Genomic DNA, 25,459 nt, shown 5'->3' with positions numbered 1-25,459 from the left:
CCCCGGTCGCGTCCGTGGCTCCGTCGACGCGGGCCCTCGTCGGCGTTCCGCTCGGCGGACCGGCCGTCGATCCAGATCCGCGCCGAGCGCCTTTCGAATGGTCCTCTCGCCCGATTTCGCCCGCTTCAGCGTGGATTCGGTCGCCGGTCGGGGCCGACCGAGTATGCAGATCGTACCCCGACAAGCCTCTCCATAACAATGACCGGACCGGCCGCATCGCCACACGAGTCAGTCATGGACGATTTACAACGGAACGCCCCGGCCTCGACGGTCACGAACGTCGAACTCGGTCCGCGGTCGACGGTGAGCGAGCGCGCGACGGTCGGGTACGAGTACGCCGAGGGCGCCGGTGCGACCGTCCTCGGCGCCGACGCGACGGTGCGGTCCGGTTCGATCGTGTACGCGGACGTGCGTGCGGGAGACGGGTTCACGACCGGACACAACGCCCTCGTCAGGGAAGGGACCGAGCTCGGCGACGACGTCCTCGTCGGCACCAACAGCGTCATCGACGGGGAGACGACGGTCGGCTCGCACGTGAGCCTCCAGACGAACGTGTACGTCCCCCGGGAGACCGCGATAGGCGACGGCGTGTTCGTCGGACCGGGCGCGGTGCTGACGAACGACCCCTACCCCGTCCGCCGGAACGGCGACCTCGAGGGGCCCACGCTCGCCGACTCGGTCTCTATCGGCGCCAACGCGACCGTCCTCCCCGGCGTCTCCGTCGGCGAACGGGCGTTCGTGGCCGCCGGCGCCGTCGTCACCGACGACGTGCCGCCCGAGACGCTCGCCGCCGGCGTCCCCGCCGAACACCGAGACCTCCCGGAACCGCTCGACGACTCCAACACGATAGCATGAGCCGGGTCGCCATCGCCGACCCCGACGTCGGCGAACGGGAACTCGAGCGCGTCCGCGAGGTGTTAGCGAGCGGCCGACTGGCGGACGGCCCCGTCGTCCGCGAGTTCGAACGCGAGTTCGCTGACTTCTGCGGCGCCGACCACGGGGTCGCGGTCGCCAACGGGACCGCCGCCTTACAGACCGCGCTCGAAGCCGTCGGGATCGGCGACGGCGACGCGGTCGTCACCACGCCCTTCTCGTTCGTCGCGAGCGCGAACGCCGTCCGGCTCTGCGGCGCGCGCCCGGTGTTCGCCGACATCGACCCGGCGACGTACACGCTTGACCCCGATTCGGTCGAGGCCGTCGTCGAGGCGACCGACGACGTCGCTGCGATTCTCCCGGTCCACCTGTACGGGCTGGCCGCGGAGATGGACCGGCTGACCGACATCGCCGAGGAACACGACGTCGCGCTGATAGAGGACGCGGCGCAGGCGCACGGAGCTGCCTACGACGGGACGGCCGTCGGCACGTTCGGTGACGCCGCCTGCTTCTCGTTTTACCCCACGAAGAACATGACGACCGGCGAGGGCGGGATGGTCGTCACCGACGATCAGGGGGTCGCCGAGCGCGCCGCCCGCTTCGTCAACCACGGGCGGTCGGACTCCGCCGACCGCGGCTACGATCACGTCTCGGTCGGGCACAACCTCCGACTGACGAGCCTCTCGGCCGCTATCGGGGTGGAACAGCTCCGGAAGCTCCCGGCGTACAACGCGCGCCGCCGGGAGAACGCGGCGGGGCTCTCGGCGGCGCTCGAGAACGTCTCGGCGCTGACGCTGCCGGTGGAGCCGCCGGAGCGCCGTCACGTCTACCACCAGTACACGATCCGCTGTCCGGACCGGGCGGCGCTCCGGGAGCACCTCGACGATCGCGGCGTCGACACGGCCGTCTACTACCCGACGCTGATCCCGGACCAGCCGGCGTACGACGGGTACGAAGCGTCGGTTCCGACGGCGAGTCGGATCGTCGACGAGGTCGTGTCGGTGCCCGTCCACCCCGGTGTCACCGACGAGGACCTCACCCGGATCGCCGACGCCGTCCGCGACCACTACGGCCTGCCGGAGGCGGAGGTGATCGCGAATGACTGACGACGCGCCGCTCCGCGTCGGGGTCATCGGCGTCGGGAGCATGGGCGCCCACCACGCCCGCGTGTACGCCGGGTCGTCCGCGGTCGACCTGGTCGGCGTCGCCGATGACGACTGGGACCGGGCGAAAGAGATCGCCGAGAAACACGGGACGCGGGCGCTCAATCGGGGGACGCTGCTTCAGGCGGTCGACGCCGTCTCGGTGGTCGTGCCCACGCAGTTCCACGCGTCGGTCGTGCGGGAGGCGCTGGAGGCCGACACGCACGTCCTCGTCGAGAAGCCGTTCGTCGACGACATTGCGACCGGCCGGGAGCTGATCTCGCTCGCCGACCGGAAGGACCTCCGGCTGCAGGTCGGCCACATCGAGCGGTTCAACCCGGCGGTGCGGGCCCTCGGAGACGTTCTTCCGGAGATGAACGTCCTCGCGGTCGACGCCCGTCGGCTCGGGCCACCGATAGACCGCGATACCGCCGACGGCGTGGTCGAGGACCTGATGATCCACGACCTGGACATCCTCCTGTCGCTGTTCGACGCCGAGGTCGACGAGACGTTCGCGGCGGGGATCCGCTCGGACCCCCACGTCACGGCGACGCTCCGGCTCGACAACGGCGTGTTAGGCACGCTGACCGCGAGTCGGATCACCCACCAGAAGGTCCGCGAACTCGCGGTCACCGGTCGGGACTGTCGGGTGACGGTAGACTACCTGACCCAGTCGGTGAAGATCCACCGGCACTCGCTGCCCGGCTACGTCGAGTCGAACGGCGACGTCAGGTACCGCTCAGAGAGCGTCGTCGAGCGACCGCAGGTCAAAAACGGCGAGCCCCTCCGCGGCGAGATCGCGTCGTTCGTCTCGGCCGTGAACGAGGGGACCGCCCCCGAGGTCACCGGGCAGGACGGGCTCCGGGTGATCGAGCTGATCCGCGAGATCAGCGAGGCGCTCGACGGTCCCGAAGCGCCGGTCGCGAAGTCGGGTGGCCGATGACGACGAACGCTCCCTCGACGGAGACCGTCGGGCTGTACGGCGCCGACGCGTCTCCGGACGAACAGCGCGCGGCCCTCCGCGAGGGGCGCGCCCCCGTCGCGGTGTACGGGATGGGAAAGATCGGGCTGCCGCTGGCGCTGGTGTACGGCGAGACGAGCGGTGCGGTGACCGGCGTCGACGTCGACCCCGAGCGCGTCGCCGCGCTGGCGGACGGGAACAACCCCTTCGAGCACGAGCCGGGCGTGTCCGGGCTGCTGTCGGAGCTGGTCGCCGACGGCCGGTTCACCTCCACGACCGACGGGGAGGCCGCGGCGGCGACGGCTCGGGTCCACGTGATCGTCGTGCCGACCGTGATCGACGGCGACGACGACCCGGACCTCGGGGCGCTGGAGGCGGTCACAGAGACCGTGCGGTCCGGTCTCGACCCGGGCGACGCGGTATTCGTGGAATCGACGGTCCCGCCGGGGACGTGCGCGGAGGTCATCCAGCCGATCCTCACCGCCGGCGACCGAGAGCCGGGGGAGTTCGGGCTCGCGCACACCCCCGAACGAACCGCCAGCGGCCGCGCGCTCCGCGACATCCGCGGGTCGTATCCGAAGGTCGTCGGGGGTGTCGACGCGGAGAGCGGGCGGGTCGCGGCGCTGGTCTACGACGAGGTGAGCGACAACGAGGTCGTCAGGACCGACAGCGCGAGGACGGCGGCGTGCGTCAAGCTTTTCGAGGGCGTCTACCGCGACGTCAACATCGCGCTCGCCAACGAGCTGGCGACGTTGACCGACGCCTTCGACGTCGACGTGATCGAGGCCATCGAGGCCGCGAACACGCAGCCGTACTGTGATATCCTCACCCCTGGCGCCGGCGTCGGCGGGCACTGCATCCCGTACTACCCGTACTTCCTGCTCGACGGGGTGGCGGACCCCGCGCCGCTGATCCGGACGGCGAGGTCCGTCAACGAGCTGATGCCGGGGTTCGTCGTCGAGACGCTGGTCGACGGGCTGGCGACCGACGGCCCCGTCGAGGGCGCGACGGTCGCGCTGTTCGGCGTGGCCTACCGCGCGGGCGTTCCCGAGGCGCGGGCTTCGCCCGCGATCGACGTCGCTCACCGGTTGGACCGGCTGGGTGCGACCGTCCTCGCGGTGGACCCGATCCTCGACGAACTGCCCGAAATGCCCGCCGAGCGCGTCGATATCGACGAGATAACGGAACGCGACGTCGACGCGGCCGCCCTCGTCACGGCTCACGAGGAGTTCGGGCACGTCGACTGGCGCGCCTTCGAACGCGAGGGACCGGAGGGGGGTCGGCGCGGCATCACCGTCGTCGACGGGCGACAGGCGCTTGACCTCTCGGAGACGGCACACAGCGTTTACACCGTCGGACGGGGGTGGCGCTGATGTACGGGGGCGCCACCGTCGCCGTCGTGATCCCAGCGTACAACGAGGCGGGGTTCGTCGGCGAGGTCATCGAGACCGTCCCCGGGTTCGTCGACCGCGTGTATGTCGTCGACGACTGTTCGACCGACGGCACGTGGACGGAGATACGCGAGACGCTCACCGGGCTCGAAGGGTCGGAGCGACCCGGCGGTAGCCTGCGACCGATCGCCGACGAGTCGCCCGCGGAGGGATCGGGACCGCTGGCGGACGGGTCGGGATCGGTGACGAACGGTCCCGACGGGACCGAAGTCGCGGCGGGGCCGGCCTGGCGCGACCGGATCGTTGCCCGCGACGCGCGCACCGGGACGGTGCTGCCTGACCGCATCGTCGTCGCGCTCCGCCACCGCGAGAACGCTGGGGTCGGCGGCGCCATCAAGACGGGCTACCGCAACGCGATGGCCGCCGACGCCGACGTCGACGTCGTGGCGGTGATGAGCGGCGACGGCCAGATGGACCCGGCGATACTCGACCGGATAATCGGTCCCGTCGTCCGGGGCGAGGCCGACTACGCCAAGGGCAACCGCCTGCGACACGCGGAGTACCGGCGGCAGATGTCGACGTGGCGGATGTTCGGCAACGTGCTGCTGACGGGGCTTACCCGGATCGCCAGCGGCTACTGGCGGATGGCGGACCCCCAGAACGGGTACACCGCGATCTCCAGCCGGGCGCTCGACCGCGTCGAATTCGAGTCGCTCTACGAGGACTACGGGTTCTGTAACCACCTGCTCGTCCGCTTGAACAAACAGGGGCTTCGGATCGCCGACGTGCCGATGCGGGCGGTGTACGGCGACGAGACCAGCAATATCCGGTACGCTTCGTTCGTCCCGAGACTCTCGCTGCTGCTGTTTCGGAGCTACCTCGGTCGGCTGCTCGACGACGGCGACCGCGGGATGGGGTCGCCGACCGCCGTCGCACAGCTGCTCGGGATGGGACTGCTCGTCGGCGGGGCCGCGCTCGCGGCCGGGTCTGCCTTCACCGGAGCGGGCGGAACGACCGTCGCCACCGGCGTCTTCGGGCTGTTCGGGCTCGCATCGTTTCTCACCGGCGTCGCGGCCGAGCGGCGGGCCGACGCGGGCCTCGAGGTCCACGTCGAGCCCGGCGACCTCTCCGGGGAGTTCGACTTCGCCGCGTCCGAGGGGGCTACCGGGGACGAGCGCTCGGGGATCGCACCGACGACGGACGAGTCGACCGCGAGGGAGGACTGACCCGTGCGGATCTGTTCGGTGGTCGGCGCGCGCCCCCAGTTCGTCAAGGCGTTCCCGGTCTCTCGGCGGCTGCGCGCGAACCACGAGGAGGTCCTGATCCACACCGGACAGCACTACGACGAGTCGCTGTCCGGGGTCTTCTTCGAGGAGCTCGACATCCCGGAACCGGAGTACAACCTCGGCGTGGGATCGGCGGATCACGCCCCGCAGACGGCCGAGATGATGCGCCTGATAGACGAGGTGATCGAGGCGGAGTCGCCGGACGCCGTGCTCGTCTACGGCGACACGAACTCGACGCTCGCGGCCGCGCTGGTCGCGGCGAAACGGGAACCGATCCTGGCGCACGTCGAGGCCGGCCTCCGGAGCGGCAAGTGGTCGATGCCCGAGGAGGTGAACCGCGTCCTCACCGACCACTGCTCGGACCTGCTGTTGACGCCCGGAGAGAACGCCGCGGAGAATCTCCGCGACGGCGGGATCAGGGGCGACGTGGTCGTGACCGGCGACGTGATGTACGACGCCGTCCTCGCCGTTCGCGACCGGGTGCTCGACGGGGACGCTCCCCTCCCGGTTCCGGGGCTCCGCCCCGACGCGTACGCTTTAGCGACGGTCCACCGGGCGTCGAACACCGACGATCCGGACCGACTGGCAGGGATCCTCGACGGTTTGACCGGGGTCGACATCCCGGTCGTCCTGCCGCTCCACCCGCGGACGGAGAACGCGCTCCGGGAGCACGGCCTGTACGACCGCGCGGCTGCGAAGGTCCGCCTCGTCGACCCGGTCGGCTACGTCGAGTTCCTTCAACTGCTCGCGAACGCGTCGAAGGTCGCCACCGACTCCGGCGGGGTCCAGAAGGAGGCGTTCTACCTCGACACGCCCTGCGTCACGCTCCGCGACGAGACGGAGTGGGTCGAGACCGTCGAGGCGGGATGGAACGTGCTGGTCGGGAGCGACCCGGACCGCATCTCCCGGGCGCTGTTCGACCGATCGGAGCTCCCGCCGAAACCCGAGCTGTACGGCGGCGGCAACGCGGCCGATCTGACCGTCTCGGCCATCGAGACGAGGCTCGCCGACGCGCCGGACGACTGAGCGGAGGAGAAGCGCGGTCGCGCCGCCGACCGCTACTGCCCGTTCCGTTCGCGCCCTCGCTCACGGGCGTTCAGGTACTCGCCGAGGGCGAAAGCCATCCACGCCTGACACCAGCGCATCAGCGTGAACCGCTTCGTGTAGAACCGGCGTTTCTGGTAGTAGAACTGCCCGTCGCCGGCGTACAGCTCCGAGAGCGTCCAGTCGATGATCCGGGACGCGAACGCCGTGTCGCCGGCCGCGCTGAACAGCACGATCCCCTCCGCCGCGGCGTGGACGTCCTTCGGATAGGCGCTCTCCTCGTCCCAGTTGGGCGCCCCGGAGGGCTCGAACAGCGTCCGGCGGTAGAACTCGATCCCGCGCTCTAGCGTGTCGTCGTACCGGGTCGCCCCCGTCACCTCTCGATGCCGGAGGAGCGACTCCAAGACGAACCCGTTGTGGTGGTTGTCCATCGAGAGGTGCGAGGCGGACGGCGGGTCGGTGTACGTCCACCCGCCGACGTCGGCCTGCTGGCTCGCGACGTAGTCTAAGATCCGCTCCGCTCGCTCGCGGAGTTCGGGACGAGGGTGGCGATCGTGGAGGTCGAGGAGCAGCCGCGCGCCGAGCGCGTTCGCGTTGATGACCGTCGCCTCGCCCGCCTCGGCGCCGGCGTGGTAGTCGATCCTGGCCGTCCCGTCCGACTCCCGGTAGTTGAGCGCCTCGAACACGAACGGGAGCGCGGACTCGGCGACCGCCGCGAGGCTTCCGCCGGCAGCTCCGTCGAGGGGATCCGCGTCGTTCTCGACATCTCCGGTGCCGTCGCTCTGGGACAGCAGCGCTCGCACCGCGTAACCGGTCGAGACGATGCCGGGGTGTTTCGCCGGCAACCGCTTGTCGAGCCCCTGCGTCGCGTGCTGGTGCCCGCCACAGAACCCCCCGTAGCCGCGCGTCCGGTTCTCGACGAGCCACGTCGACAGCCGGTCGGCCTCGCGGCGGTAGCAGGCGTCGCCGAGGCGGTCGTACGCCCGCCGATTTGCCAGCACGAACAGCGCGGTCCCCTTGAAGCTCTGCCGCTGTTCCACCGACATGAGCCGCCGGACGTTGACCGGCGCCCGCTTTATGACCTCTTGTATCAGGATGTTCGTCCACTTGGTCTCGAAGGGCAGCGCCCGCCTGATGCGGCTGCTCATGCCGTCGAAGTAGTCCCAGCCGGTGTAGTCGCGCTCCCTCGCATAGCGGAGCGTCTCCGTCAGAATCTCCGCGACGGCGTCGTCCGCGACCCAGTGTGCGTCGTCGTGTCCGCCGGTCTCGAGCGCGGGAAGAGCGTCGTCGGTCCCGCGGTCTGCGAGAGGCCGACCCGGCTCACCGCCGGCCCCCTCCGCGCGGTTCACGCCGTCTTCGTCGGCCGCCCCGATGTCGGAGGCCGTCACGTCGACTCCTCCGTGAGGGGCGTCGACCGGTCGGGTGTGTGTCGCTCGGTCCCGCCGCGCCACCGTTCGAGGCCCGGGACCGCGGTCCCGCCGTCCGCTTCAGCGACCGCGACGATCACGTCCGTGAGATCCACGAGTCCACCGACGTACTCGTCGCGTCGGCGCCGCCAGTCCTCGCCGATCGATTCGTCGCGCAGGACGTCGACGCCCGTAGAGACGACCTCCTCGAACTCGGGAGTGTTGACCACTAGACCCCGTCGCTCCAGCTCTGTGAAGTTCCCCATGTCGCCGTCGCCGACGAAGGAGTTGGATCGGACGACCGGCGTCCCGAGCAGCGCGGCCTCGGTACAGACCGTCTGCGTGTCCGTGACGACGAGCCGCGCCGCCGACAGCGCGTCGTGAAGTAGCGCGGGGTGGACGTCGAACTCGCGGGCGGGAAGCGAGTCGAGGTCCAGCGTCCCGCCCTCGTCGGAGACGAACACCGCGGCGTGGTCCGCGAACGTCTCGACCAGCCGTTCGCGCTGTTCCGGCGCGAATCCGGAGTGCCCCACGTCGTGGTGCGACCCGAACGCGTTGAACCGCAGGAGGACGAACGCCTCGTCGTCGGCGAGGTCGAGGGCATCGCGTATCTCCGGGTTCGGCCGGTAGGCGTCCGGGTGGAGGTACGCCGTCTCGCAGAAGCCGTGGAACTGGTAATGGGATTCCCCGAGATCCTTCCCGAAGGTGTGCGGCGTGAGGAACGCCGCGGCGAACGGTCGGGAGACGGCGTGATCGAGAGAGGTCGGCTCCGAGTCGAGGACCAACACCGCGGGGGCGCCGCTGACCAACCCGGCGTGGGCAGCGTACGCGCCGACCCCGAATATCACGTCGGGAGCGAACGACCGGACCGCGGGAACGAGGCGGGCGTAGTGCCAGGGGAGGTTCCGGAACAGCGACTCCTTCGTCGTTCCGCAGGCGCCGTAGATCCGATAGGGAAGGTCGTACCGGTCGAGCAGCGCGACCGTACAGCCGTAGTCCCGGCCCAAGACGAGCACGTCGTGACCGGCCCGCTCCAGTCGGTCGACGGCGTGTTTGTACAGATGTACGTGGGCGGGCGTGTTCGTGAAGAAGACGAATCGCATGTGCTCGATTTCGGAGACCCGATCTAATTGTAATGGCTCGCTTACCGCCCTGACCCCCGGCGGGCGGGGAAACGGGGGGCTTCCGGGGCCGGTAACCGATGTATAACAAAACACGCCACCGGGTTCGATAGGGTAGTGCTCGTTCACCAGCGCGTCAGGCCCGCGACAACGCGGACGAGTCGCGGTCCGCGAGATCGAACACGGAGTGAGACGACGTGAGGAAGCCGGTCAGACTCGGCAGAGAGGAAGTGGTCGAAACGGGACTGGCGGTCGGCTACCTCGCCCTCGCGGCCGCGGTCGGCGCCGCGTACACCGCCCCGGCGACGGGCTACGAGCTGTCGATATACGCGTCGACGCCGACGGCGACGTGGGCGGCGCTCGCCGTCGTAGCCGCGATCTCGGTCGCCGTCTTCCTCACCGCCGAGCGGTACCTCGCACCGGCGGTGCTACTCGGGGGGCTCGGGGCCGGGTCGGTCGCCGGGCTCCCGCTGATCCGGGGCTACCACTTCTACGGCCGGAGCGACTCGCTCGTTCACCTCGGACTCGTCCGGTCGATAAAGATTGGAAACGACCCGCTCCAGCTGTTTTATCCGGGGAGCCACCTCATCGCGACCGGGCTCGCGAAGGTCGCGGCCGTGGACGTCCCACGGGCCATGATGCTCGTCATGTGGGCGTACACGCTCCTGTTCTTCGCGAGCGTCGCGCTCTGCGTCTGGTTTCTGGTCCCCGACCGCCGGGCGCTCGGGGTCGGGGCATTCTCCGCGTTCCTCCTCCTCCCGGTAAACAACGTCAGCACGTACCTCCACTTCCACACCTACTCGATCGGGATGCTGTTCGTTCCCTTCGTGTTGTACCTCGTGTTCTCGCACCTGATCGGCGGGGACGGACGTGAGCGCCTCGTCGAACGGGTCGCGGACGGACGGGGAGCGATCGACCGTGCCGGGTTGGGGTACGACGACGGTGCGGCGTTCGACGTGGGACTGCGGCGGCCGGCCCCGACGACCTACCTCCTGCCGCCGGTCCTGTTCGCCCTCCTGCTGGTTCACCCTCAGGTCGCGTTGAACGTCATGTTGCTGCTCGGTGGGATGGCGGTCGCACAGCACGCGTTCCGATGGTTCCGCCCGAACGACCCGATCGCCGGGTACCGGCTGGTCACGCTTCAGACGATCTTTCTCACGGTGGCGTTCGCGGCCTGGATCGCCACCCACGAGTGGCAGTTCATCAACACGGCGGAGGCGATGATCCAGTCGGTGAGCGACTTCGTCACCGGCGACGGTAGCGCGACTCCCCGCGTGGCGAGCCAGAGGGAGTCCGCGTCGTCGGTCGGGGCGAGCATCCAGGTGCTGTTCGTCAAGCTGTTCGGGGTCGCGGCGGTCTACTCGCTGCTCGCGGCGGGGGTCGTGGCGGGGCGACTGACCGGCTACCTCGGCCCGCCGGCCGGGGCCGGATCGATGCGGTCCACGCCGGACACCGCCAGGGACGTCACCGCGTTGTTTTTCGCCGGGTGTCTGCTGCTGTTCCCGTTCTTCGCGGCCCACCTCGTGGGGTCCATCTCGACGTACCTCTTCCGACACGTCGGGTTCCTCGTGATGCTCGCCACGATATTCGGGGCGGTCGGCGTCCGGTACCTGCTCGACGAGGAATCGTCCGTGAGCGACGTCGATTACCCGTGGACTGAGCCCGAGAGCCGGTCGACCGGGCGACGGATCGCGGCGTCGCTCCCCGACGCCAGAACAGTCGCGACGGTCGCGGCCGTCGTGCTCGTCCTGTCGCTGTCGCTGGCGACGATTTTCCCCTCTCCGTTCGTCTACCTGTCTGGCTCGCACGTCCCGGAGGGCGAGATGGACGGTTACGAGCGGGCGTTCGCGAGCCAGTCGAGCGGGTCGCCGGTGTGGTTCAGCGGAGTGCGTCACACGTCCGATCGCTACGAGATCGCGCTGTACGGCGCGGCGGGGGCGCCGTGGGACCGACAGGTGAAACCGGCCGTCAAAAAGAGCGCACCGGTCCCGGAGCAGGCGATGTTGGACGGGTTGCCGACGTTTTACGCGAACCACCCGGAGGAAGTCGTCAGGCGTGACCACTACTTCGTGGTCGCGGAGGCCGACCGCCAGCGGGAGGTCGAGGCGTACCGGGAACTGCGGTACTCCGCGGAGAGCTTCGAGGCCGTTGCTGCCCAGCCGAACGTCGGGAAAGTCAGGGATAACGGCGAGTTGACGGTCTACTTCGTCGACATCGAGGAGGACCCGTCCGCGAACGCGGTCGACGACCGCGAGCGGATCGCCTCCGGGAGAGCGCGGAGAACGGCGCCGAGCGTTCCCGTCGCGGCCGCGTCGAGGCTCAGTCGGCCAACCCCTCGGCCTCGATCCGTTCCCAGAGCCGCTTCCCTTCCTCGGTGACGCCGTAGATGCGACCCTTTCGCTTCTCTTTCGAGACGAGCAGTTCGACGAGCGAGCGCTCCCGGAGGGAGCGCAGCGCCCGCGAGACGTGCGTGATCGGGAGACTAGTTCGGGACGCGATAGACGAGGGGATCGACGGGCCGTCGACGAGCTGTTCGAGCACCGCCGTTCGGTACTTGGAGCTGATGATGAACCCGATCTGATCCCAGTCAGTGGAGTCTTCGTTCCGCTCGTTCTCCATCGGGCTCCCTACCTGCCGTACGGGCATAAGGCGTGGAGATTGTTTACGACGACCCGAGCGCCGCGACGACGACTCGGTTCCCGCGGTCCGGCTGTCGGCGATCCGCGCGGAGTCAGGCGGTAACGAAATCTTACCGGCTGCGGGCGATCGGCCATCGCGTCAGAGGACCGGAATATGTTCTCCATAACGATATGGCGACCCGACGGAGAGATGTCCGAATGAGTGACCGCCGTCTCGTCTCACGCGGCCGTGCCCCCTCGTCCGGCGAGCGTCACCCCGCACCGCGTGACCGTCGTCCAGTCCCGGTCGCCGTAGGAACCCGCCGTAGCGGGCCCAACCGCTCGCGCCCCGGACGGCGATGAGTTCGATAGCCGACGAGCTCTTCGAGAGCCGCGACCTTCTGGCGGTGGGGGTGTCGGTCGCGGTCTCGGTCGTGACCATCGCGATCGGTACGACTGGTGTGGCCCGACTCCCGCCCGCCGTCCTCCTGCTCCTCGTGCTCCCCGGGTACGTGACCGCGGCGTTCGCGTACGCCGGGCGCGAGCGCGCGCCATGGACGTTCACAACCGTCGTCGAGCGGTTCGCGCTCTCGCTCGGCGGCAGTCTGGCGATACTCCCCCTGCTCGCGATCATCGTCTACCTCGCGGTCGGGGCGCTGACCACGTGGGGGCTCGTCGGGCTCGTCTCCGGGTACGTCGTCGTCGTCGCCGCCGCCACGGTCGTCCGTCGCACCGGCCACTCCGGAGGCGGCGGTCACCGGACCGGACCGGCGCGATCCGGGACCGAGATATCGTCATCCGGCCTCCTCTCCGGCGGTCTAACTCCCTCCACGGTCATCCTCGCGGTGAGCGTGATCCTCGCGGTCGGAACGCTGGGCACGGCGGTGACCGTCCCAGCCGACGGAGAGACGGCGACGGACCTCCACCTCCTGACCGAACAGGGGGGACAGCTGGTCGCGAACGACTACCCGAACGCGCTGACCCAGGGCGAGTCGGCTGCCATCACCGTCGGCGTGACCAACGACGAGCATCGGCCGGTCGAGTACACCGTCGTCACTGAGCTTCAACGAGTTCAGCTCAGCGGGCGGTCAGTCGTCGTCACCGACAAGCGTCGGATAGACCAACACGCCTTCGAGCTGGCGCAGGGTGAGAGCTGGCGCGAGTCCGAGGAGTTCCGGGCGTCGCTCGCCGGTGAGAACGTGCGCTTCGTGACGTATCTCTACCGAGGGGATCCGCCCGAGAACCCGACGGCCGACACGGCGTACAGGACCACCTACGTTTGGTTGGACATCCAGCCGTCCGCGGCGAGCGGTGAGTAAGCGATGTGGCCGTGGAGTCACCTGGCGGTCGGGTACGTCGCGTTCTCGGCGTTCGTCCGGATCGCGTTACGGCGTCGGCCGAGCGACCGGGCCGCGGTCGTCCTCGCGGTCGCCACCCAACTTCCGGACCTCATCGACAAGCCACTGGCCTGGCAGTTCGGACTGCTGAGCAACGGCGTCGGCGCCGCGCACTCCCTGATCGTCGGCGTTCCCGTCGCGCTCGCCGTCGCCGTCGGCCTCCGGTTCAGGGGCCAGGCCGAGTTCGGCGCCGCGGTCGCGATCGGCCACGTGATCCACGTGTTGGGAGACATCCTCTTCGCCGGCCTGTTCGGTCGGCCGCCGGTCCTCCCCTCGTTCCTCTGGCCGGTCTACGCACCCCCCGTGTCCGCCTCCGCCCCGCCGGGGCTCGGCGCGAAGACGCTACAGCTGCTGCTGGACAGCCGGGCTCTCCTCGGCGGCGAAGTAGGTCGGACGTACTTCCTGGCACAGGGGCTCTTCCTCTGCGGGACCGCGGCTCTCTGGCTCCGCGACGGAAAACCGGGTTTCGCCCTGCCGCGGTCGGTCTGGCGCTCGAAGTGACGGACGGGTCCCCCCGACGGTGCGGCTCAGTCCCGACCGCCCCGTTCGGTCTCGATATATTGGAACAGCGCGATCGCGACGAGCAGAGCCCAGGCGACACCGATCGCCACGACCTCGGTCTGGTCGACCGATCCGCCGCTGAGCGTGACCAGGCCGTACACCGCGACACCGAACAGGGCGATCAGGAGGTAGTAGCGTCCCCACGGTCGCGAGTCGTCGCCGTCGGGGGCGTCCGCGTCGAGGTAGCGGTTGACGTCGGTGCCGCGGTCAGTGAGCCGTATCTCGCCCGTGTCGCTGTCGTGTTCGACGATCCCGGCCGCTTCGAGCTTCGGAATGTGCGTCTGATGGAGGGAGACGTAGAGCCGCTTCTCCTCTTTGTCGGTCAGCTCCTCGGGGTCCGTCTCGTTTTCCCACGCCGCGACCTCGGTCGCGAGGTCCTGTAGTCGGATCCCACCCGGGTTCTTATTCAGGTACTGAAGGATGAACCGCCGTCGCGGATTGCTGAGGAGGCTGAACAGCTCGTCCTGATTCAGTCCGTTTTCCTGAGTTTCCGTCATCGTGTGGCTCGGTGGCGGTGTCACCGCTCTCCGTCCGGTTCCGCCACCGACCGCTCGATGAAGCGCTCGACGGGTTCGAGAGTCGTCGACAGCAGCTCAGTGGGCTTCAGCCAGTCGTAGTCGAGGATTCGCTCCGACGGGTTCGGCGCTGGCTCCGACTCGAGCGTCGCGTCGAATATCGTGTAGACGGTCGTCGCGGGGCGACTCGTGTGCCGGTAAACAAGGCGGCCGACCCGCTTGCCGACGGCGGCGCGGCACCGGATCTCCTCGGCGATCTCCCGGCTGAGACACTCCGAGAGGGATTCCCCGGGCTCGACGCCGCCGCCCGGGAGCGTCCAGAACGGCGAGCCGTCGTCGTGGCGCTCCCTGACGAGCAGGACCCCGTCGTCGTTCGTGACGAGGGCTTTCGCTCCGAACCGGAGCTTCCGGCGCTCGGGTTCACCCTCCGACACGTTCGGAGGGGACGGAGCCCCTCGCTCATCGCGTACCCACCGGACGACGCCTTCGGAAGGGTGATTTCGCATACTCCCTACCGACAGGACCCGTGTTGATTATTATACGGCTCATACCTCGGCACAGGTACAGCCTTCTGACCGAGGTCCACCGGACGCAGCGGCCGCGGGGAGGACCGGTTCACTCCTCGGGGAGGGTGGTCGCAGCGTCGTCGTCCAGCGCGCGAGCGTACAGCGAGAGCAGTTCTTCGACCACGTCGGGCCACGCATAGGACTCCTCGATGCGGCGGCGACTGACTCGGCCCATCCGTTCGGTCGCCTCCGGATCCGCGAGCACCTCCTCGAGGGCGTCTGTTAGAGCCCGACCGTCCCCGGGAACGACGAGCGCACCGTTCGCCTCGTCGACGAGGGAAGGGATCCCCCCGACGTCGGTCGAGACGATCGCGTTCGCTCCGGCCATCGCCTCGAGGACGGCGATCGGCAGCCCCTCGGCCCTCGTGGGGAGGACGTAGACGCTCCCCTCACCGAGGAGGTCGCGCTTCCGCTCTTCGGACACGAAGCCGACGTATTCCACACCGTCGTGCGCGTCGGCGACGGCCTCAGCGTGGTCGGACAGCGGGCCGCTTCCGGCGATTGTCGCCCGGAACCGGACCCCGGCGTCTCTGAGCTCGTCGATGGCCCTCGTCACCTCTACTATCCCCTTCCGCTCGATGTGGTTAGAGACGAACACGAGATGCGGCGGGTCGGCTCCGGGGTCCGGGTCGTACTCGTCCGGGTTGACGGCGTTGGGGATCACGACGATGCGTTCCGACGGGACGCGAGCAGCGAGGACCTCGCGCCAGTGGTCCGAGAGGGCGACGACCGCGGTACAGGCGTCGAACACCGCCTGTTGGAAGCGAGCGGCCACCGCCGAGGCGTCCTCAAGGAACTCGTCGAACGCGGAGCCGTGGACGTGGAGTATTACCGGCCGCCGCCACAACAGCCCGGCGACGAGTACGTACGGGGCCGAGAGGAAAAACGAGAACGAGTGGGAGGTGTGGACGTGGACGATGTCGGGTCGCCGGCGCGCGAGGAATCCGAGCCACACGAGGAGGACGGTCACTACGGTCCGGAGGTACTCGATCGGTCGCTCTGGAGTCCGCACGGCGGTGTCGACGACGTTTAGCGACACGCGGTCCTCGAGATGCCGCCGCTGTTCGGCGATGTACTGGCCGATCCCTCCGGTACCCTCGGTACGGTACCCCGCCGGGCCGACGACGAGCACCGCCGTCGACGTCGGGACCGCGGACGCGGCCGACGCCGAGACCGACTCGCCGTCGGCGGCGTCGGCGTCCGCCCCGTCGACGAGGCTCATCTCGCCCTCCGTCCGCACACCGACCGCCTCCGCGCGGTCTCCTCCTCGGGCGCGCCGTCAAACTGTCGACCGCCGCCCTCGTCCGCACCGCACGGCCCGATGAGCGGCCGACCGGGCGGGGATTCGCCGTTCATGTCAGCCCCCTCCACGGAGATCAGTTTTGTTATCCGTCGACTACCGACGACGGCGCTGCGAGGGGCTCCCAGCGGGTCCGGCGGCGCGGCCCGCACCGTCTCACCTACCCTGGTGTCGTCTGAATGTCGGGGGATCACGGTCATAGCGTCACCAGGTACTGCGGGTCCGCTTTCAGACGCGGAACGAGGGACGACTCCAGGTCGCCGAGGGTGAAGAAGAGGACTTTGAGCCCGTTCAGGTCGTACCTGTGGAGCACGCCGTCGCGCTCTAGGCGCCTGGTCAGCTTCGGCTTGTTCCACGAGTAGAACGGCGAAGTCCGGACCCCGCAGGTCTGCTCGACCGGCACGCAGCCGTCCTCCTCGGAGCATCGCACCCCCTCGAAGGTCTCCTCGGCGACGTAGTCGAGGTCGAGCCGGCTCTCGAAGTGGTGGAGGTGAGAGCAGGTAAGCCACGGCGTCCCGACGTCCAGTATCAGGGTGTCCTCCTCGACGAGACGGGCGAAGCAGCCGTCCTCGTGGTAGCTGTCCGAGTGGCGGCAGCCGTCGAAGCGGTACGGCCCCTCGACCAGGATCGACTTCATCGCGTCGTCGGTCCGGTAGTCCGCGTCCCGGAGGAACAGCGGCCCGAAGGTCCCGTGTTTCGGCCGGGAGTACTCCTTGTGATACACCCCGGACGTGGCGAAGTAGTCCGTGAACCCCGGCGCGAGCACGCTCCGGAAGCGGTCGCTCAGCGTCGACCGGAGGAACGCGTACGGGTCGGTCCCGAACGCCTGTTTCACGTCGCTCAGCCCGACGTGAACGAACGCTTTCGAGTGCCCGTCGCCGTGGTAGTCGAGCAGCTCTTCGAACCGAGCGGGCGGGACCGCAGACGTGCTCCGTCGCCGGTTGAGCCGCTTGAGAGCCTGGTGTTTGACCAGGTTCGCGGCCCGGCTCGCGTCCGACAGCGGTTCGAACGGCATGTCAGTTCGCGCCGGGTCGGTCAGTCTCGCCGGACCCGCGGCGTCGCTCAGTTACAGTTGTCTCGGTCCGACCCCGGGCGACACGCACAACGGTCATACTCGGTCGTCACGGTTCCGCGGCCTAGTTACGATCTTCGTACCCTAGAGTAACGTATCGTTACCGGTGCGAGACGAGACCGCGAGCGCCGTCGACGCGTCAACGCTGGCCAAACGGCTCGGCCCATTTCGGAGCGGGAGGACCGCGGGACCGTCCGAACAACTGGTAAGTAATCTATAACGAAAGCGAGAACCGCCGATCTAAGGTGTATGACGGACATCAGTGTCATTATCCCCACGCTGAAGCCTCGAGACGAGGTCGAGTGTATCGACCACTTGGAGTCCAACTCGTTTTCCGACTACGAGGTCTGCCTCCAGAGCGAGCCCACGGCGACGTCTGCCCGGAACGCGGGCATCGAGCGCGCGGAGTCGGACAAACTGGTGTTCCTCGACGACGACTCCCGGCCGCGCGAGGGGTACCTCGCTCGGATGTCCGAGCTGTTCGAAACGGAGACGGCCGTCGCTGGGAGGACGGTCCACCCCCGCGACGACATCTTCGCCGGGAATCTCACCAAACACTACGACTTCGGCGACGAGCCGCGCTACGTCACGCGCTTCTGGGGCTGTAACATGGGGGTCAGGCGAGCGGTGTTCGACGAGGTCGGCGGGTGGGACGAGGAGATCCCGTGGGGACACGAGGAGCTCGAGCTCGCGGAGCGGGTCCTCAGGGTCTCGCCCATATACTACGACCCGGACCTGGTGGTCGATCACGTATACGCGGACTCGGTGTCGGACTACCTCACGAAGACGTATCGTCAGGAGGTCGAGCGACCGTGCCTGTGGGCCAAACAGGGGCGGAGCGAGCGAGAGCAGTGGTTGATGATCCTCGCCGACGCGGTCACGCCCACGAACTACATCGGGCTGCCGCTGCGATCGGGCCTGATTCACGGCGCCGGGACGCTGGCCGGCGCTGCCGGCCGCGTCCGGGGAATGCGTCGGCAGGATGCGGGTCCGACCGACTAAGCGGAACCGAGGCGCCGACGGCCGGGGAACGGGTTCAGGGTGTCGTCGCGGGCGCACCGTTTCGGTTCGAACGGCTTCGTACTGCCGCTACCGACCGAATAAGGCCGCTCATACTTTAGGTCGTGTTCCGGCCAGGGGCGTGTATGAAGGCAGTCATCCTCGCGGCGGGGAAAGGCACGCGACTCAAGCCGCTGACCGACGATCAGCCCAAGGCCCTCGTCGAGGTGGACGGCCGACCGCTGCTGGAGCACGTCTTCGAGCAGCTCGTCGAGGTGGGGATCTCGGAGTTCGTCGTGGTCGTCGGCTACCGGAAGAGCCAGATCATCGACCGGTACGGCGACAGCTTCCGGGGCGTGCCGATCACGTACGCCCACCAGCGCGAGCAGCTCGGCCTCGCTCACGCGCTCTTACAGGCCAAGCCGTACGTCGACGAGGAGTTCGCGCTGATGCTCGGCGACAACGTCTTCGACGCCAACCTGGGAGACGTGATCGACCGTCAGCGCCGCGGGGACGTGGACGCGGCCTTCCTGGTCGAAGAGGTCCCGATCGAGGAGGCCTCCCGGTACGGCGTCTGTGAGACCACCGAGGACGGCGAGATCGTCGAAGTGGTCGAGAAGCCGGACGACCCGCCGTCGAACCTGGTGATGACCGGGTTCTACACCTTCTCTCCGGCGATATTCCACGCCTGTCACCTCGTCCAAGCCTCCGACCGCGGCGAGTACGAACTCCCAGACACGATCGACCTCCTGCTTGAGTCCGGCCGGAGCATCGACGCGATCCCGATGGATGGCTGGCGGGTCGACGTCGGCTACCCCGAGGACCGAGACCGAGCTGAACGCCTGCTGCGCGCCGACGAGGAACAGGCGGTGACGGGGAGCGACGCCGCCGACGACTGACGGCGATCGCAACCCGCCGTCGCTCCGTTCACACCCGCGCTTTCAGTTCCACCCGGTAGCCGAACGGGTCGCGGACGTACACCGCGCCCGCCTCGCCGGTCGCGCCGAGCGGCGAGTCGAGCGTCTTCTCGACTGCGACGCCCGCGTCTTCGAGTTCGCGCTCGATCTCCTCGACCGACTCTTCGACGACCACCGCGACGTGGTCGTAGTTCGTCTTCGTCGGCCGCTCGAACTCGTCGGTCGGCCAGAGGTGGATCACGGCGGTCGCCGAGAGCCGCACGTCGAGGAACGGCTTCTCGTCGGCCGCGTACAGCGCGTCCTCGATGCCAAATCCGAGCTTCTCGCCGTAGAACTCGCGGGCGTCGTCGGCGCCGTCGCCCGGGATTCGGAGGTTGACGTGGTCGATGTGTCGCGCTCGCATGGGAGCCGATTCGGCGGCCGGCGAAAAAACCGTTAGGCACGTCTGTCCGTGTCGGCCGAGAACCTGACCGCCTCGGGATCACCAGTCGTAGTTCCGGTTCGACGCGGACTGGACCATCCCAGCCGCGACCGTGTACTCGACGAAGTGCCTGTACCCGACGAGCAACAGCGGAGCGTACACCAGCAGGCGCCAGTCCCCTTCGTCCATGACCAACGTGACCGCCGTGATCAGCGCCGTCACCAGCACGAAGTAGGCCAAGAGGGCCAGCATGTGGCCTGTCAGGTTATCGAGGAAGTGGAACGCCACCAATGCGAGGACGGCGAAGCTCACGGGGGGTATCAGTAGCCTGGAGACGACCTGAACCGGTAACACGATCCAGTGGAGGTAGCCGTACTGGGAATCGGTCAACGCGTCCCAGTGTTTCCACATCGTCTCGGCGCCCCCGCGGTGCCAGCGGAGCCGCTGTCGTCGGAGCCCCGACCACGTCGTCGGGGCGCTCGTCGAGACGAGCGCGGAGCTGTGGCGCGTCTTCCACCCGTGTTTCAGTAGCTGAATGGTGATGTCGAAGTCCTCGGTCGCCGTGTCGGGGTCGAACCCCCCGACCTCCTCCAGCGCCTCGCGGCGGAACGCCGTGAGGCATCCCGGGAGGACCGGGACCGCGCCGAACACCGAGTACGCCCGTCGCATCGAATGGATCCCGAGCGCGTATTCGAGCGCCTGGACGCGCGCGAGCGTGCCGTCGTTGGTCACGCGGACCGTCCCGCCGATCCCGCCGAGGTCGGGTTCCGCCTGAAGCCGCGAGGCCAGGGTCGCGATCGCGTCGGGGCCGACCCGACTGTCGGCGTCCACGGCGACAACGTACTCCCCGGTCGAACAGAGTAGTCCGAGGTTAATCGCCGCGTGTTTCCCGCCGTTCTCGCGTCGGAGAACGGTTATTCCTTGCTCCCGGTAGGCTTCGGCCTCGGCGGCCGTGGAATCCTCGCTCCCGTCGTCGACGACCACGACCTCCAGTCGCTCCGCCGGATACGAGGAGGCGAGGATCGACTCGATACAGTCGCCGATGTATCCGGACTCGTTGTATGCCGGTATCACTACGCTCACACGAGGGGCCGGCGTCGAGAGCGTCGGCTGCTCCTCTCGCCGCCGCTGGTAGAGCCCGAGCGGGAGGACGATCCAGAGGAACAGAGCGAGGGCGACGAACACCGCGAGGAGCAGTGCGGGCCCCGGACGTAGCTCCCGCGCCGCGAACAGGAGTCCGGCCGCCGCCGAGCCCGTCACGGCGAGCAGCCAGACCGGACACCGCGACGTTCCACCGAGCACCGACGGCGCGAGTGCTCTCGCGACCGCGGCGCAACTCAGACACAGCAGCGCCGTCCACGCCGCGCTGGTGACGGTGACCGGCCGAGCGCCGATGAGCGCGACGATACCGACGACCGCGGCGAACGCTCCCGCACCGAGCCACCGCCGTATCGGGACCCGACGGCCGAGCAACCGAGAGAGCGGCTCGGGCCAGTGGGGAGCCGTGAGCAGCGTCGCTCCGACCGCGCCGACGACGGCCAGACAGACGCCGATGTACCACCACGGCACGAGCAACCCGCCGAGGACGAAGACGACGCTGACGAGGGTGAACGCGGCGAGAGCCTTCGCGTCGCTCCTTGCCCGCGGCCCTGTTCCGCCAGTTGGTTCGCTCACGCCGACGCCTCGGACCGGTGACCGAGCAGGTCGCCGCACGCGAGGCACCCCGTGACCGTCCCCACAGCTGGGAACCGTCCGATCGCCTCGGTCTCGGTACCGCACTTCGGACAGGCGAACAGCCCGTCGCCGCGGACGAACCCGTCGACCGCCACGTGGCCGCACTCGACGTGTTCCCTGACGACGACCGCCGCCCACGCGGAGGTGCCGCACCGACAACGTGAGTGACCACCGCCGCCGTCGATGGCCCCGGCGACAGGGTCGCTCGTCGCCGGCGCGTCGGCGCCCGCGAGCTCCCTGCGGTCGCCGTCGGCCGTGACCCAGAGGAGCGTTCCCGGTACCTCGGCCAGTCGCCTCGCGGCCGTTCGAACGCCGTCCGGCTCTGCCCTGTCGTCCGCAGACGCCGTCACGTCGGTCTCCCGTGACTGGGTGTCTCCGTTCGCGTCAGTCATTGAGGTCGGGTCACCCGAGAGCCCGATTAGTATACGCGAGCTACCTCGGCTCAGCCCGCGCCTTCGGTAGCCGTCTCGCCGCTCGGCCCCGGTATGGTATCGCTTACTATCAACTGACGGGACCACGGCCAGACATGAACCGACGAGGGCTCCTCGCCGCTACCGGGACGGCCGTGACGGTCACCGGCTACGGCACGTATCGATCGTTCGTCCGGGACGACAGAACGCGCGATGGGTGGCTCCTGTTGGGAGTGACGCCAGCGTCCGCGTCGCTCCAGCAGCTCGACCGGTTCGAACGGTGGCTGGGCGCCGACCACGCGGTGACGCTCCGATACGCCGACATGGGCGCGGCGGCGGCGGACATCCGTTCGATAGTCCACGGACAGCTCGAGTCGATCTGGCACCGGCGGTCCGTGCCGCAGCTCGTCTGGCAACCCCACTTCGGCTCTGGGGAGGAGACATCGACTGAGATCAACCGCGAGATCGCGGCCGGTGACCACGACGCGGCCATCGAGGAGTGGGCGTCCACCCTCGCCGAGTGGATCGATCGCGGTCCCGCGACGCCGGACCGGCGACTGTATCTGAACCTCGCCCCGGAGATGAACGGCGACTGGAGCCCGTGGAGTCCGGTCGTGGGCGCGGGGACCGAGGCCGACTTCGTCGACATGTGGCGACACGTCCACGATACCGTGATGGACGCCGGCCTCGACCGCGACCACGTCCGGTGGATCTGGGCGATCGACACGACCACGAAGGGCGTGGACGTCAGCGACTGCTATCCCGGCGACGAGTACGTGGACTGGACGGGAATCCACGGGTACAACTGGTCCAACTGGGGCGGGTGGCGGTCGCCGAAAGGGTGTTACGGTCGGGCGCTGGCCACGCTCAGGTCCATCGCGGAGAAGCCGATCGGAGTGACGGAGTTCGCGTGTTCGTCGGAGGACGGCGACGGACACGACCCCGAGCGAAAGGGTCGGTGGATACGCGACGTCTTCGAGTACTTCGAGGAGCACGGCGTCCAGATGGCGTGCTGGTTCAACACCGACAAGCGGACCGACTGGGCTGTCTTCGGCGGGGATCGCGGGACCGTGACGGCCGAGGTAGACGGAAAAGCGTTCGACGCCTACGAGAAATACCGAGGGGTCGCCGGTGACCCGGGCGTCCTCGGATCGCATCCGAATCATCCGCGGGTCCTCACGAATAAGGAGTTCGCCGGGGAGTTCTGATCCGACGCCGAACCCGGCGACGCCGACGGCCCGAGGGCGACGGCTACGCGAACGCCCGCAGGATCCCCGCACCGTCGGTGCTGCGACCGAGGTCCGGGAGGGTGGCGCGCTCGGGGTGGGGCATCAGCACGGCGACCGTCTCGCGCTCGCCGAGGACGCCGGCGACGCTGTCGGTCGAGCCGTTCGGATTAGCCTCCTCGGTCACGTTCCCGTCCGGGTCGCAGTAGCGGAAGAGGACGCGGTCGTCGTCGACGAGGTCGGCGTGGGCGGGCTCGCTTATTTCGAAGCGCCCCTCGCCGTGCGCGATGGGGACCTCGATCACGTCGCCCTCGTCGTAGGCCGCGGTCCACGGCGTGTCGGCGCGCTCGACGCGCAGGTGGACCGGCTCGCACTGGAAGCGCGCGGAGGCGTTCGTGGTGAACGCGCCGGGCGTCAGCCCGGACTCCGAGCCGATCTGCGCGCCGTTACAGACGCCGAGCACGGGGACGCCGTCGTCGGCCGCGGCGCGGACCTCCTCCATGATCGGGGCGCGGGCGGCCATCGCGCCGGCGCGCAGGTAGTCGCCGTAGGAGAAACCGCCGGGGAGGACGATTCCCTCAGCGTCGTCGGGGAGGCCGTCCCCGTGCCAGACGCGCTCGGCGTCGACGCCGAGGTGGTCCAGCGCGCGGACGGCGTCGCGGTCGCAGTTCGAGCCGCCGAACTGGACGACGGCGACGGTCACGCCGCCCACCCCGCGTTGGCCACCGTCATCGCTCCGCGACCGCGACGTCGTAGTCGTGGATCGTCGGGTTCGCGAGCAGCCGCTCGGCCATCTCGCCGGCGCGGTCGGCGGCCTCGTCGGCGTCGGCGGCGTCGAGGTCCACCTCGAACCGGTCCGCCGAGCGGAGATCCGACAGGTCGAACCCGAGCCGTTCGAGGGCCTGCTGGGTCGTCTCGGCCTCCGGGTCGAGGACGCCCCGCTTCAGCCGGACCGTCACCGTCGCCGTGTACGCGGTCATACCTATCGGTGCGGAGTCGTGTGTAAAAACCGTTTTGGAACGGCGTTTATGGGCACGTTTGTGGATATACGCCGGTCGTTCGTGCGGGAGGCAGAGAGCGCACGGAACGAAAGGGGCAAAACCCTCCGACTGCTGGGTGACCTGTATGCAGCCGCTCGAACCCGCGGAGGTGATCGTCGCATGACCCGCGAACTGACCGAGATCACGGTCGTCGGAGGAGACAAGACCGGACTCATCGCGCGGGTCACCTCCCTGCTGTTCGAGCGGGGAATCAACATCGAGGACCTCGACCAGGCGGTCCGGGAGGGCGTCTTCCGGATGACGACCCGGGTCGACACCTCGGAGATGGACACCTCCCGCGGCGAACTGCGCCGCGCGCTCGCCGAGCTCGGCCGCGAGCTCGACGTGGACATCCAAGTCCGCTTCCCGAGCGACCGCGACGCCCGCCGGGTCGCGATCCTCGTCACGAAGGAGACGCACGCGCCCGAGGCCCTCCTGGAGGCCGAGGCCAACGACGAGCTGGCCGACGACGGCGCGGAGGCGGAAATTCCGGTCGTCATCGGCAACCGCGGCGACCTCCGGTCGCTCGCGGAGCGCTACGACAAGCCGTTCTACGACGTGGGCGACGGCAACGGCAACACCGACGAGGGGCGCCTCCTCGACCTCCTGGCGGAGTACGACGTCGACCTCATCGCGCTGGCCCGCTACATGCGCATCCTCTCGCCGGAGGTCGTCTTCCGGTACGAGGGGCGGATCATCAACGTCCACCCCTCGCTGCTGCCGGCGTTCCCCGGCGCGGAGGCGTACCGGCAGGCGAAGGACGCGGGCGTCCGGATCGCGGGCGTCACCGCCCACTACGTCACGACCGACCTCGACCAGGGCCCGGTCATCGCCCAGCGCGCCTTCGACGTGCCGCCGGGCGCCGACGTCGAGGCCATCAAGCGCCGCGGGCAGCCCCTCGAGGCCGACGTGCTGATCGACGCGGTCCGGCTCCACCTCGCGGACGCCATCGCGGTCCACCGCGGCACCGTCCACGTCCGCGAGGAGGCCGACGTCGACGCGCAGTTCGGCCTCTCCGACGCCGCTATCGACGCGAACCCCGACGAGCCCGTCGACGGCGAGCCCCTCGGTCGCTCTCCCGTGTCCCCCTCCGACGACTGACAGCGCACGGTCGCCGGCGGCGGATCGGGTCGAGTTTACGGACCGAGGTCGACCCGACAAGCCGAGTTCGAGCCAGCGGGCCGGACCGGTTCGACGGACCCGGCCGCCTCGCCTCCCAGTTTTAAGCGGACGCGGCCGCAACGACGGGTCCATGACTCAGCGCGGCGCCTGGGGGCGGTTCCTCGCCGACACGGCCGCGGTCGTCCGCAGCGACGAGCGACTGATCCTGCTGTTCCTGCTGTTGCTGTCGCTCGCGGCGCTCGCGGTCTTCCTCTACTACACGACGCTGCTACTGGAGGGGCTCCCGGACCCGATACCGGACGTGCCGCCCCGGCCGTAGCCGACGGACGCCCACGAT

General features: G+C 69.1%; 26 protein-coding genes. 14 read left to right on the top strand and 12 right to left on the bottom strand.

What is annotated here, in order from left to right; translation table 11 throughout:
- Window positions 1-234 precede the first annotated feature (234 nt).
- The 6 genes from BM286_RS11865 to wecB are packed head-to-tail and all read left to right on the top strand — an operon-like array spanning window position 235 to window position 6,679.
- Window positions 235-855, top strand: coding sequence for an acyltransferase (locus tag BM286_RS11865; RefSeq protein ID WP_199233582.1), 621 nt, complete (start codon window positions 235-237; stop codon window positions 853-855).
- Window positions 852-1,979 carry a DegT/DnrJ/EryC1/StrS family aminotransferase gene (locus BM286_RS11860; RefSeq protein ID WP_092922490.1) on the top strand — a complete coding sequence of 376 codons (1,128 nt, stop codon included), beginning with the start codon at window positions 852-854 and terminating at the stop codon, window positions 1,977-1,979. The genes BM286_RS11865 and BM286_RS11860 overlap by 4 nt, the downstream gene beginning before the upstream one ends.
- Window positions 1,972-2,958 (top strand): Gfo/Idh/MocA family protein, encoded by a 987-nt coding sequence (locus tag BM286_RS11855; protein WP_092922487.1) that lies wholly within the window; start codon window positions 1,972-1,974, stop codon window positions 2,956-2,958. The genes BM286_RS11860 and BM286_RS11855 overlap by 8 nt, the downstream gene beginning before the upstream one ends.
- Window positions 2,955-4,349: a nucleotide sugar dehydrogenase gene (locus BM286_RS11850; RefSeq protein WP_092922484.1), complete on the top strand. Its 1,395-nt coding sequence runs from the start codon at window positions 2,955-2,957 to the stop codon at window positions 4,347-4,349. Before BM286_RS11855 ends, BM286_RS11850 begins: the two co-directional genes overlap by 4 nt.
- Window positions 4,349-5,593, top strand: a complete 1,245-nt coding sequence (locus BM286_RS11845; RefSeq protein WP_092922481.1) for a glycosyltransferase family 2 protein — start codon at window positions 4,349-4,351, stop codon at window positions 5,591-5,593. Before BM286_RS11850 ends, BM286_RS11845 begins: the two co-directional genes overlap by 1 nt.
- A 3-nt stretch (window positions 5,594-5,596) precedes the next feature.
- Window positions 5,597-6,679 carry a non-hydrolyzing UDP-N-acetylglucosamine 2-epimerase gene (gene wecB, locus BM286_RS11840; RefSeq protein ID WP_092922478.1) on the top strand — a complete coding sequence of 361 codons (1,083 nt, stop codon included), beginning with the start codon at window positions 5,597-5,599 and terminating at the stop codon, window positions 6,677-6,679.
- Between the two features lie 32 nt (window positions 6,680-6,711).
- Here wecB and BM286_RS11835 read toward each other — a convergent pair whose 3' ends face one another.
- Both BM286_RS11835 and BM286_RS11830 read right to left on the bottom strand, forming a co-directional pair.
- Window positions 6,712-8,085, bottom strand: a complete 1,374-nt coding sequence (locus tag BM286_RS11835; protein ID WP_245779351.1) for a prenyltransferase/squalene oxidase repeat-containing protein — start codon at window positions 8,083-8,085, stop codon at window positions 6,712-6,714.
- A complete protein-coding gene (locus BM286_RS11830) occupies window positions 8,082-9,206 on the bottom strand; it encodes a DUF354 domain-containing protein (protein ID WP_092922474.1) in 1,125 nt (374 codons plus the stop codon). Before BM286_RS11830 ends, BM286_RS11835 begins: the two co-directional genes overlap by 4 nt.
- Before the next feature lie 215 nt (window positions 9,207-9,421).
- Between BM286_RS11830 and BM286_RS11825 the strand changes: the two genes are divergently transcribed.
- Window positions 9,422-11,602 carry a hypothetical protein gene (locus BM286_RS11825; RefSeq protein WP_174549009.1) on the top strand — a complete coding sequence of 727 codons (2,181 nt, stop codon included), beginning with the start codon at window positions 9,422-9,424 and terminating at the stop codon, window positions 11,600-11,602.
- On the opposite strand, the gene BM286_RS11820 is transcribed toward BM286_RS11825, so the two are convergent.
- The gene (locus BM286_RS11820; protein WP_092922471.1) at window positions 11,544-11,843 is read right to left on the bottom strand and encodes a helix-turn-helix domain-containing protein; all 300 of its coding nucleotides are present in this window, start codon (window positions 11,841-11,843) and stop codon (window positions 11,544-11,546) included. The genes BM286_RS11825 and BM286_RS11820 overlap by 59 nt on opposite strands.
- A 358-nt stretch (window positions 11,844-12,201) precedes the next feature.
- On the opposite strand from BM286_RS11820, the gene BM286_RS11815 reads away from it, so the two are divergent.
- Window positions 12,202-13,161, top strand: coding sequence for a DUF1616 domain-containing protein (locus BM286_RS11815; RefSeq protein WP_092922468.1), 960 nt, complete (start codon window positions 12,202-12,204; stop codon window positions 13,159-13,161).
- Between the two features lie 3 nt (window positions 13,162-13,164).
- Entirely contained in the window at window positions 13,165-13,740 is a 576-nt protein-coding gene (locus BM286_RS11810; protein ID WP_092922465.1) for a metal-dependent hydrolase, read from the top strand.
- A gap of 26 nt (window positions 13,741-13,766) precedes the next feature.
- Here BM286_RS11810 and BM286_RS11805 read toward each other — a convergent pair whose 3' ends face one another.
- The 4 genes from BM286_RS11805 to BM286_RS11790 all read right to left on the bottom strand — a co-directional run bounded on the left by BM286_RS11805 (window position 13,767) and on the right by BM286_RS11790 (window position 17,196).
- On the bottom strand, window positions 13,767-14,297 hold the full coding sequence (locus BM286_RS11805; protein WP_092923249.1) for a DUF7344 domain-containing protein: 531 nt from the start codon (window positions 14,295-14,297) through the stop codon (window positions 13,767-13,769).
- Window positions 14,298-14,317: 20 nt separating this feature from the next.
- A complete protein-coding gene (locus BM286_RS11800; protein ID WP_394327279.1) occupies window positions 14,318-14,749 on the bottom strand; it encodes an NUDIX hydrolase in 432 nt (143 codons plus the stop codon).
- A gap of 181 nt (window positions 14,750-14,930) precedes the next feature.
- A complete protein-coding gene (locus tag BM286_RS11795; protein WP_245779350.1) occupies window positions 14,931-16,121 on the bottom strand; it encodes a glycosyltransferase family 4 protein in 1,191 nt (396 codons plus the stop codon).
- 256 nt (window positions 16,122-16,377) lie between these two features.
- Window positions 16,378-17,196 carry an AAC(3) family N-acetyltransferase gene (locus BM286_RS11790; protein ID WP_092922459.1) on the bottom strand — a complete coding sequence of 273 codons (819 nt, stop codon included), beginning with the start codon at window positions 17,194-17,196 and terminating at the stop codon, window positions 16,378-16,380.
- A 306-nt stretch (window positions 17,197-17,502) separates the two neighbouring features.
- Here BM286_RS11790 and BM286_RS11785 point away from each other — a divergent pair, with 306 nt between their 5' ends.
- Both BM286_RS11785 and aglF read left to right on the top strand, forming a co-directional pair.
- A complete protein-coding gene (locus BM286_RS11785) occupies window positions 17,503-18,255 on the top strand; it encodes a glycosyltransferase family 2 protein (protein ID WP_092922456.1) in 753 nt (250 codons plus the stop codon).
- Window positions 18,256-18,398: 143 nt separating this feature from the next.
- A complete protein-coding gene (gene aglF / locus BM286_RS11780; protein WP_092922453.1) occupies window positions 18,399-19,151 on the top strand; it encodes a UTP--glucose-1-phosphate uridylyltransferase AglF in 753 nt (250 codons plus the stop codon).
- Between the two features lie 28 nt (window positions 19,152-19,179).
- Here the strand turns inward: aglF and BM286_RS11775 are convergent, their stop codons facing one another.
- The 3 genes from BM286_RS11775 to BM286_RS15655 form a co-directional block, all read right to left on the bottom strand.
- On the bottom strand, window positions 19,180-19,572 hold the full coding sequence (locus BM286_RS11775) for a VOC family protein (protein WP_092922450.1): 393 nt from the start codon (window positions 19,570-19,572) through the stop codon (window positions 19,180-19,182).
- Window positions 19,573-19,650: 78 nt separating this feature from the next.
- A complete protein-coding gene (locus BM286_RS11770; RefSeq protein WP_167603395.1) occupies window positions 19,651-21,264 on the bottom strand; it encodes a glycosyltransferase in 1,614 nt (537 codons plus the stop codon).
- Window positions 21,261-21,716: a hypothetical protein gene (locus BM286_RS15655; protein WP_167603393.1), complete on the bottom strand. Its 456-nt coding sequence runs from the start codon at window positions 21,714-21,716 to the stop codon at window positions 21,261-21,263. Before BM286_RS15655 ends, BM286_RS11770 begins: the two co-directional genes overlap by 4 nt.
- Before the next feature lie 134 nt (window positions 21,717-21,850).
- Here BM286_RS15655 and BM286_RS11765 point away from each other — a divergent pair, with 134 nt between their 5' ends.
- Complete coding sequence (locus tag BM286_RS11765; protein ID WP_092922445.1) at window positions 21,851-22,942, top strand: glycoside hydrolase family 26 protein; 1,092 nt, start codon at window positions 21,851-21,853, stop codon at window positions 22,940-22,942.
- Between the two features lie 43 nt (window positions 22,943-22,985).
- Here the strand turns inward: BM286_RS11765 and purQ are convergent, their stop codons facing one another.
- Together purQ and purS are read right to left on the bottom strand one after the other, a co-directional pair.
- On the bottom strand, window positions 22,986-23,663 hold the full coding sequence (purQ, locus tag BM286_RS11760) for a phosphoribosylformylglycinamidine synthase I (protein ID WP_092922442.1): 678 nt from the start codon (window positions 23,661-23,663) through the stop codon (window positions 22,986-22,988).
- 25 nt (window positions 23,664-23,688) lie between these two features.
- Window positions 23,689-23,940: a phosphoribosylformylglycinamidine synthase subunit PurS gene (gene purS / locus BM286_RS11755; RefSeq protein ID WP_092922439.1), complete on the bottom strand. Its 252-nt coding sequence runs from the start codon at window positions 23,938-23,940 to the stop codon at window positions 23,689-23,691.
- Window positions 23,941-24,120: 180 nt separating this feature from the next.
- On the opposite strand from purS, the gene BM286_RS11750 reads away from it, so the two are divergent.
- Window positions 24,121-25,101 carry a formyltetrahydrofolate deformylase gene (locus tag BM286_RS11750; protein WP_092922436.1) on the top strand — a complete coding sequence of 327 codons (981 nt, stop codon included), beginning with the start codon at window positions 24,121-24,123 and terminating at the stop codon, window positions 25,099-25,101.
- Between the two features lie 151 nt (window positions 25,102-25,252).
- On the top strand, window positions 25,253-25,441 hold the full coding sequence (locus BM286_RS11745; RefSeq protein WP_092922433.1) for a hypothetical protein: 189 nt from the start codon (window positions 25,253-25,255) through the stop codon (window positions 25,439-25,441).
- The last annotated feature ends 18 nt before the right edge of the window (window positions 25,442-25,459 follow it).

Origin of the sequence: Halorubrum sodomense (assembly GCF_900111935.1) — an archaeon.
In the GTDB taxonomy this organism is placed as follows: domain Archaea; phylum Halobacteriota; class Halobacteria; order Halobacteriales; family Haloferacaceae; genus Halorubrum; species Halorubrum sodomense.
The sequence above is the reverse complement of the archived record's forward strand: the minus strand, read 5'-3'. Positions and strand labels throughout refer to the sequence as shown.

Bases quoted from the DNA above. Each gene is read 5' to 3' on its own strand.
- BM286_RS11865 (WP_199233582.1), top strand. From the start codon at position 235: ATGGACGATTTACAACGGAACGCCCCGGCCTCGACGGTCACGAACGTC.
- BM286_RS11860 (WP_092922490.1), top strand. From the start codon at position 852: ATGAGCCGGGTCGCCATCGCCGACCCCGACGTCGGCGAACGGGAACTC.
- BM286_RS11855 (WP_092922487.1), top strand. From the start codon at position 1,972: ATGACTGACGACGCGCCGCTCCGCGTCGGGGTCATCGGCGTCGGGAGC.
- BM286_RS11850 (WP_092922484.1), top strand. From the start codon at position 2,955: ATGACGACGAACGCTCCCTCGACGGAGACCGTCGGGCTGTACGGCGCC.
- BM286_RS11845 (WP_092922481.1), top strand. From the start codon at position 4,349: ATGTACGGGGGCGCCACCGTCGCCGTCGTGATCCCAGCGTACAACGAG.
- BM286_RS11830 (WP_092922474.1), bottom strand. From the start codon at position 9,206: ATGCGATTCGTCTTCTTCACGAACACGCCCGCCCACGTACATCTGTAC.
- BM286_RS11820 (WP_092922471.1), bottom strand. From the start codon at position 11,843: ATGGAGAACGAGCGGAACGAAGACTCCACTGACTGGGATCAGATCGGG.
- BM286_RS11815 (WP_092922468.1), top strand. From the start codon at position 12,202: ATGAGTTCGATAGCCGACGAGCTCTTCGAGAGCCGCGACCTTCTGGCG.
- BM286_RS11810 (WP_092922465.1), top strand. From the start codon at position 13,165: ATGTGGCCGTGGAGTCACCTGGCGGTCGGGTACGTCGCGTTCTCGGCG.
- BM286_RS11805 (WP_092923249.1), bottom strand. From the start codon at position 14,297: ATGACGGAAACTCAGGAAAACGGACTGAATCAGGACGAGCTGTTCAGC.
- BM286_RS11790 (WP_092922459.1), bottom strand. From the start codon at position 17,196: ATGCCGTTCGAACCGCTGTCGGACGCGAGCCGGGCCGCGAACCTGGTC.
- BM286_RS11785 (WP_092922456.1), top strand. From the start codon at position 17,503: ATGACGGACATCAGTGTCATTATCCCCACGCTGAAGCCTCGAGACGAG.
- aglF (WP_092922453.1), top strand. From the start codon at position 18,399: ATGAAGGCAGTCATCCTCGCGGCGGGGAAAGGCACGCGACTCAAGCCG.
- BM286_RS11775 (WP_092922450.1), bottom strand. From the start codon at position 19,572: ATGCGAGCGCGACACATCGACCACGTCAACCTCCGAATCCCGGGCGAC.
- BM286_RS15655 (WP_167603393.1), bottom strand. From the start codon at position 21,716: ATGACTGACGCGAACGGAGACACCCAGTCACGGGAGACCGACGTGACG.
- BM286_RS11765 (WP_092922445.1), top strand. From the start codon at position 21,851: ATGAACCGACGAGGGCTCCTCGCCGCTACCGGGACGGCCGTGACGGTC.
- purS (WP_092922439.1), bottom strand. From the start codon at position 23,940: ATGACCGCGTACACGGCGACGGTGACGGTCCGGCTGAAGCGGGGCGTC.
- BM286_RS11750 (WP_092922436.1), top strand. From the start codon at position 24,121: ATGACCCGCGAACTGACCGAGATCACGGTCGTCGGAGGAGACAAGACC.
- BM286_RS11745 (WP_092922433.1), top strand. From the start codon at position 25,253: ATGACTCAGCGCGGCGCCTGGGGGCGGTTCCTCGCCGACACGGCCGCG.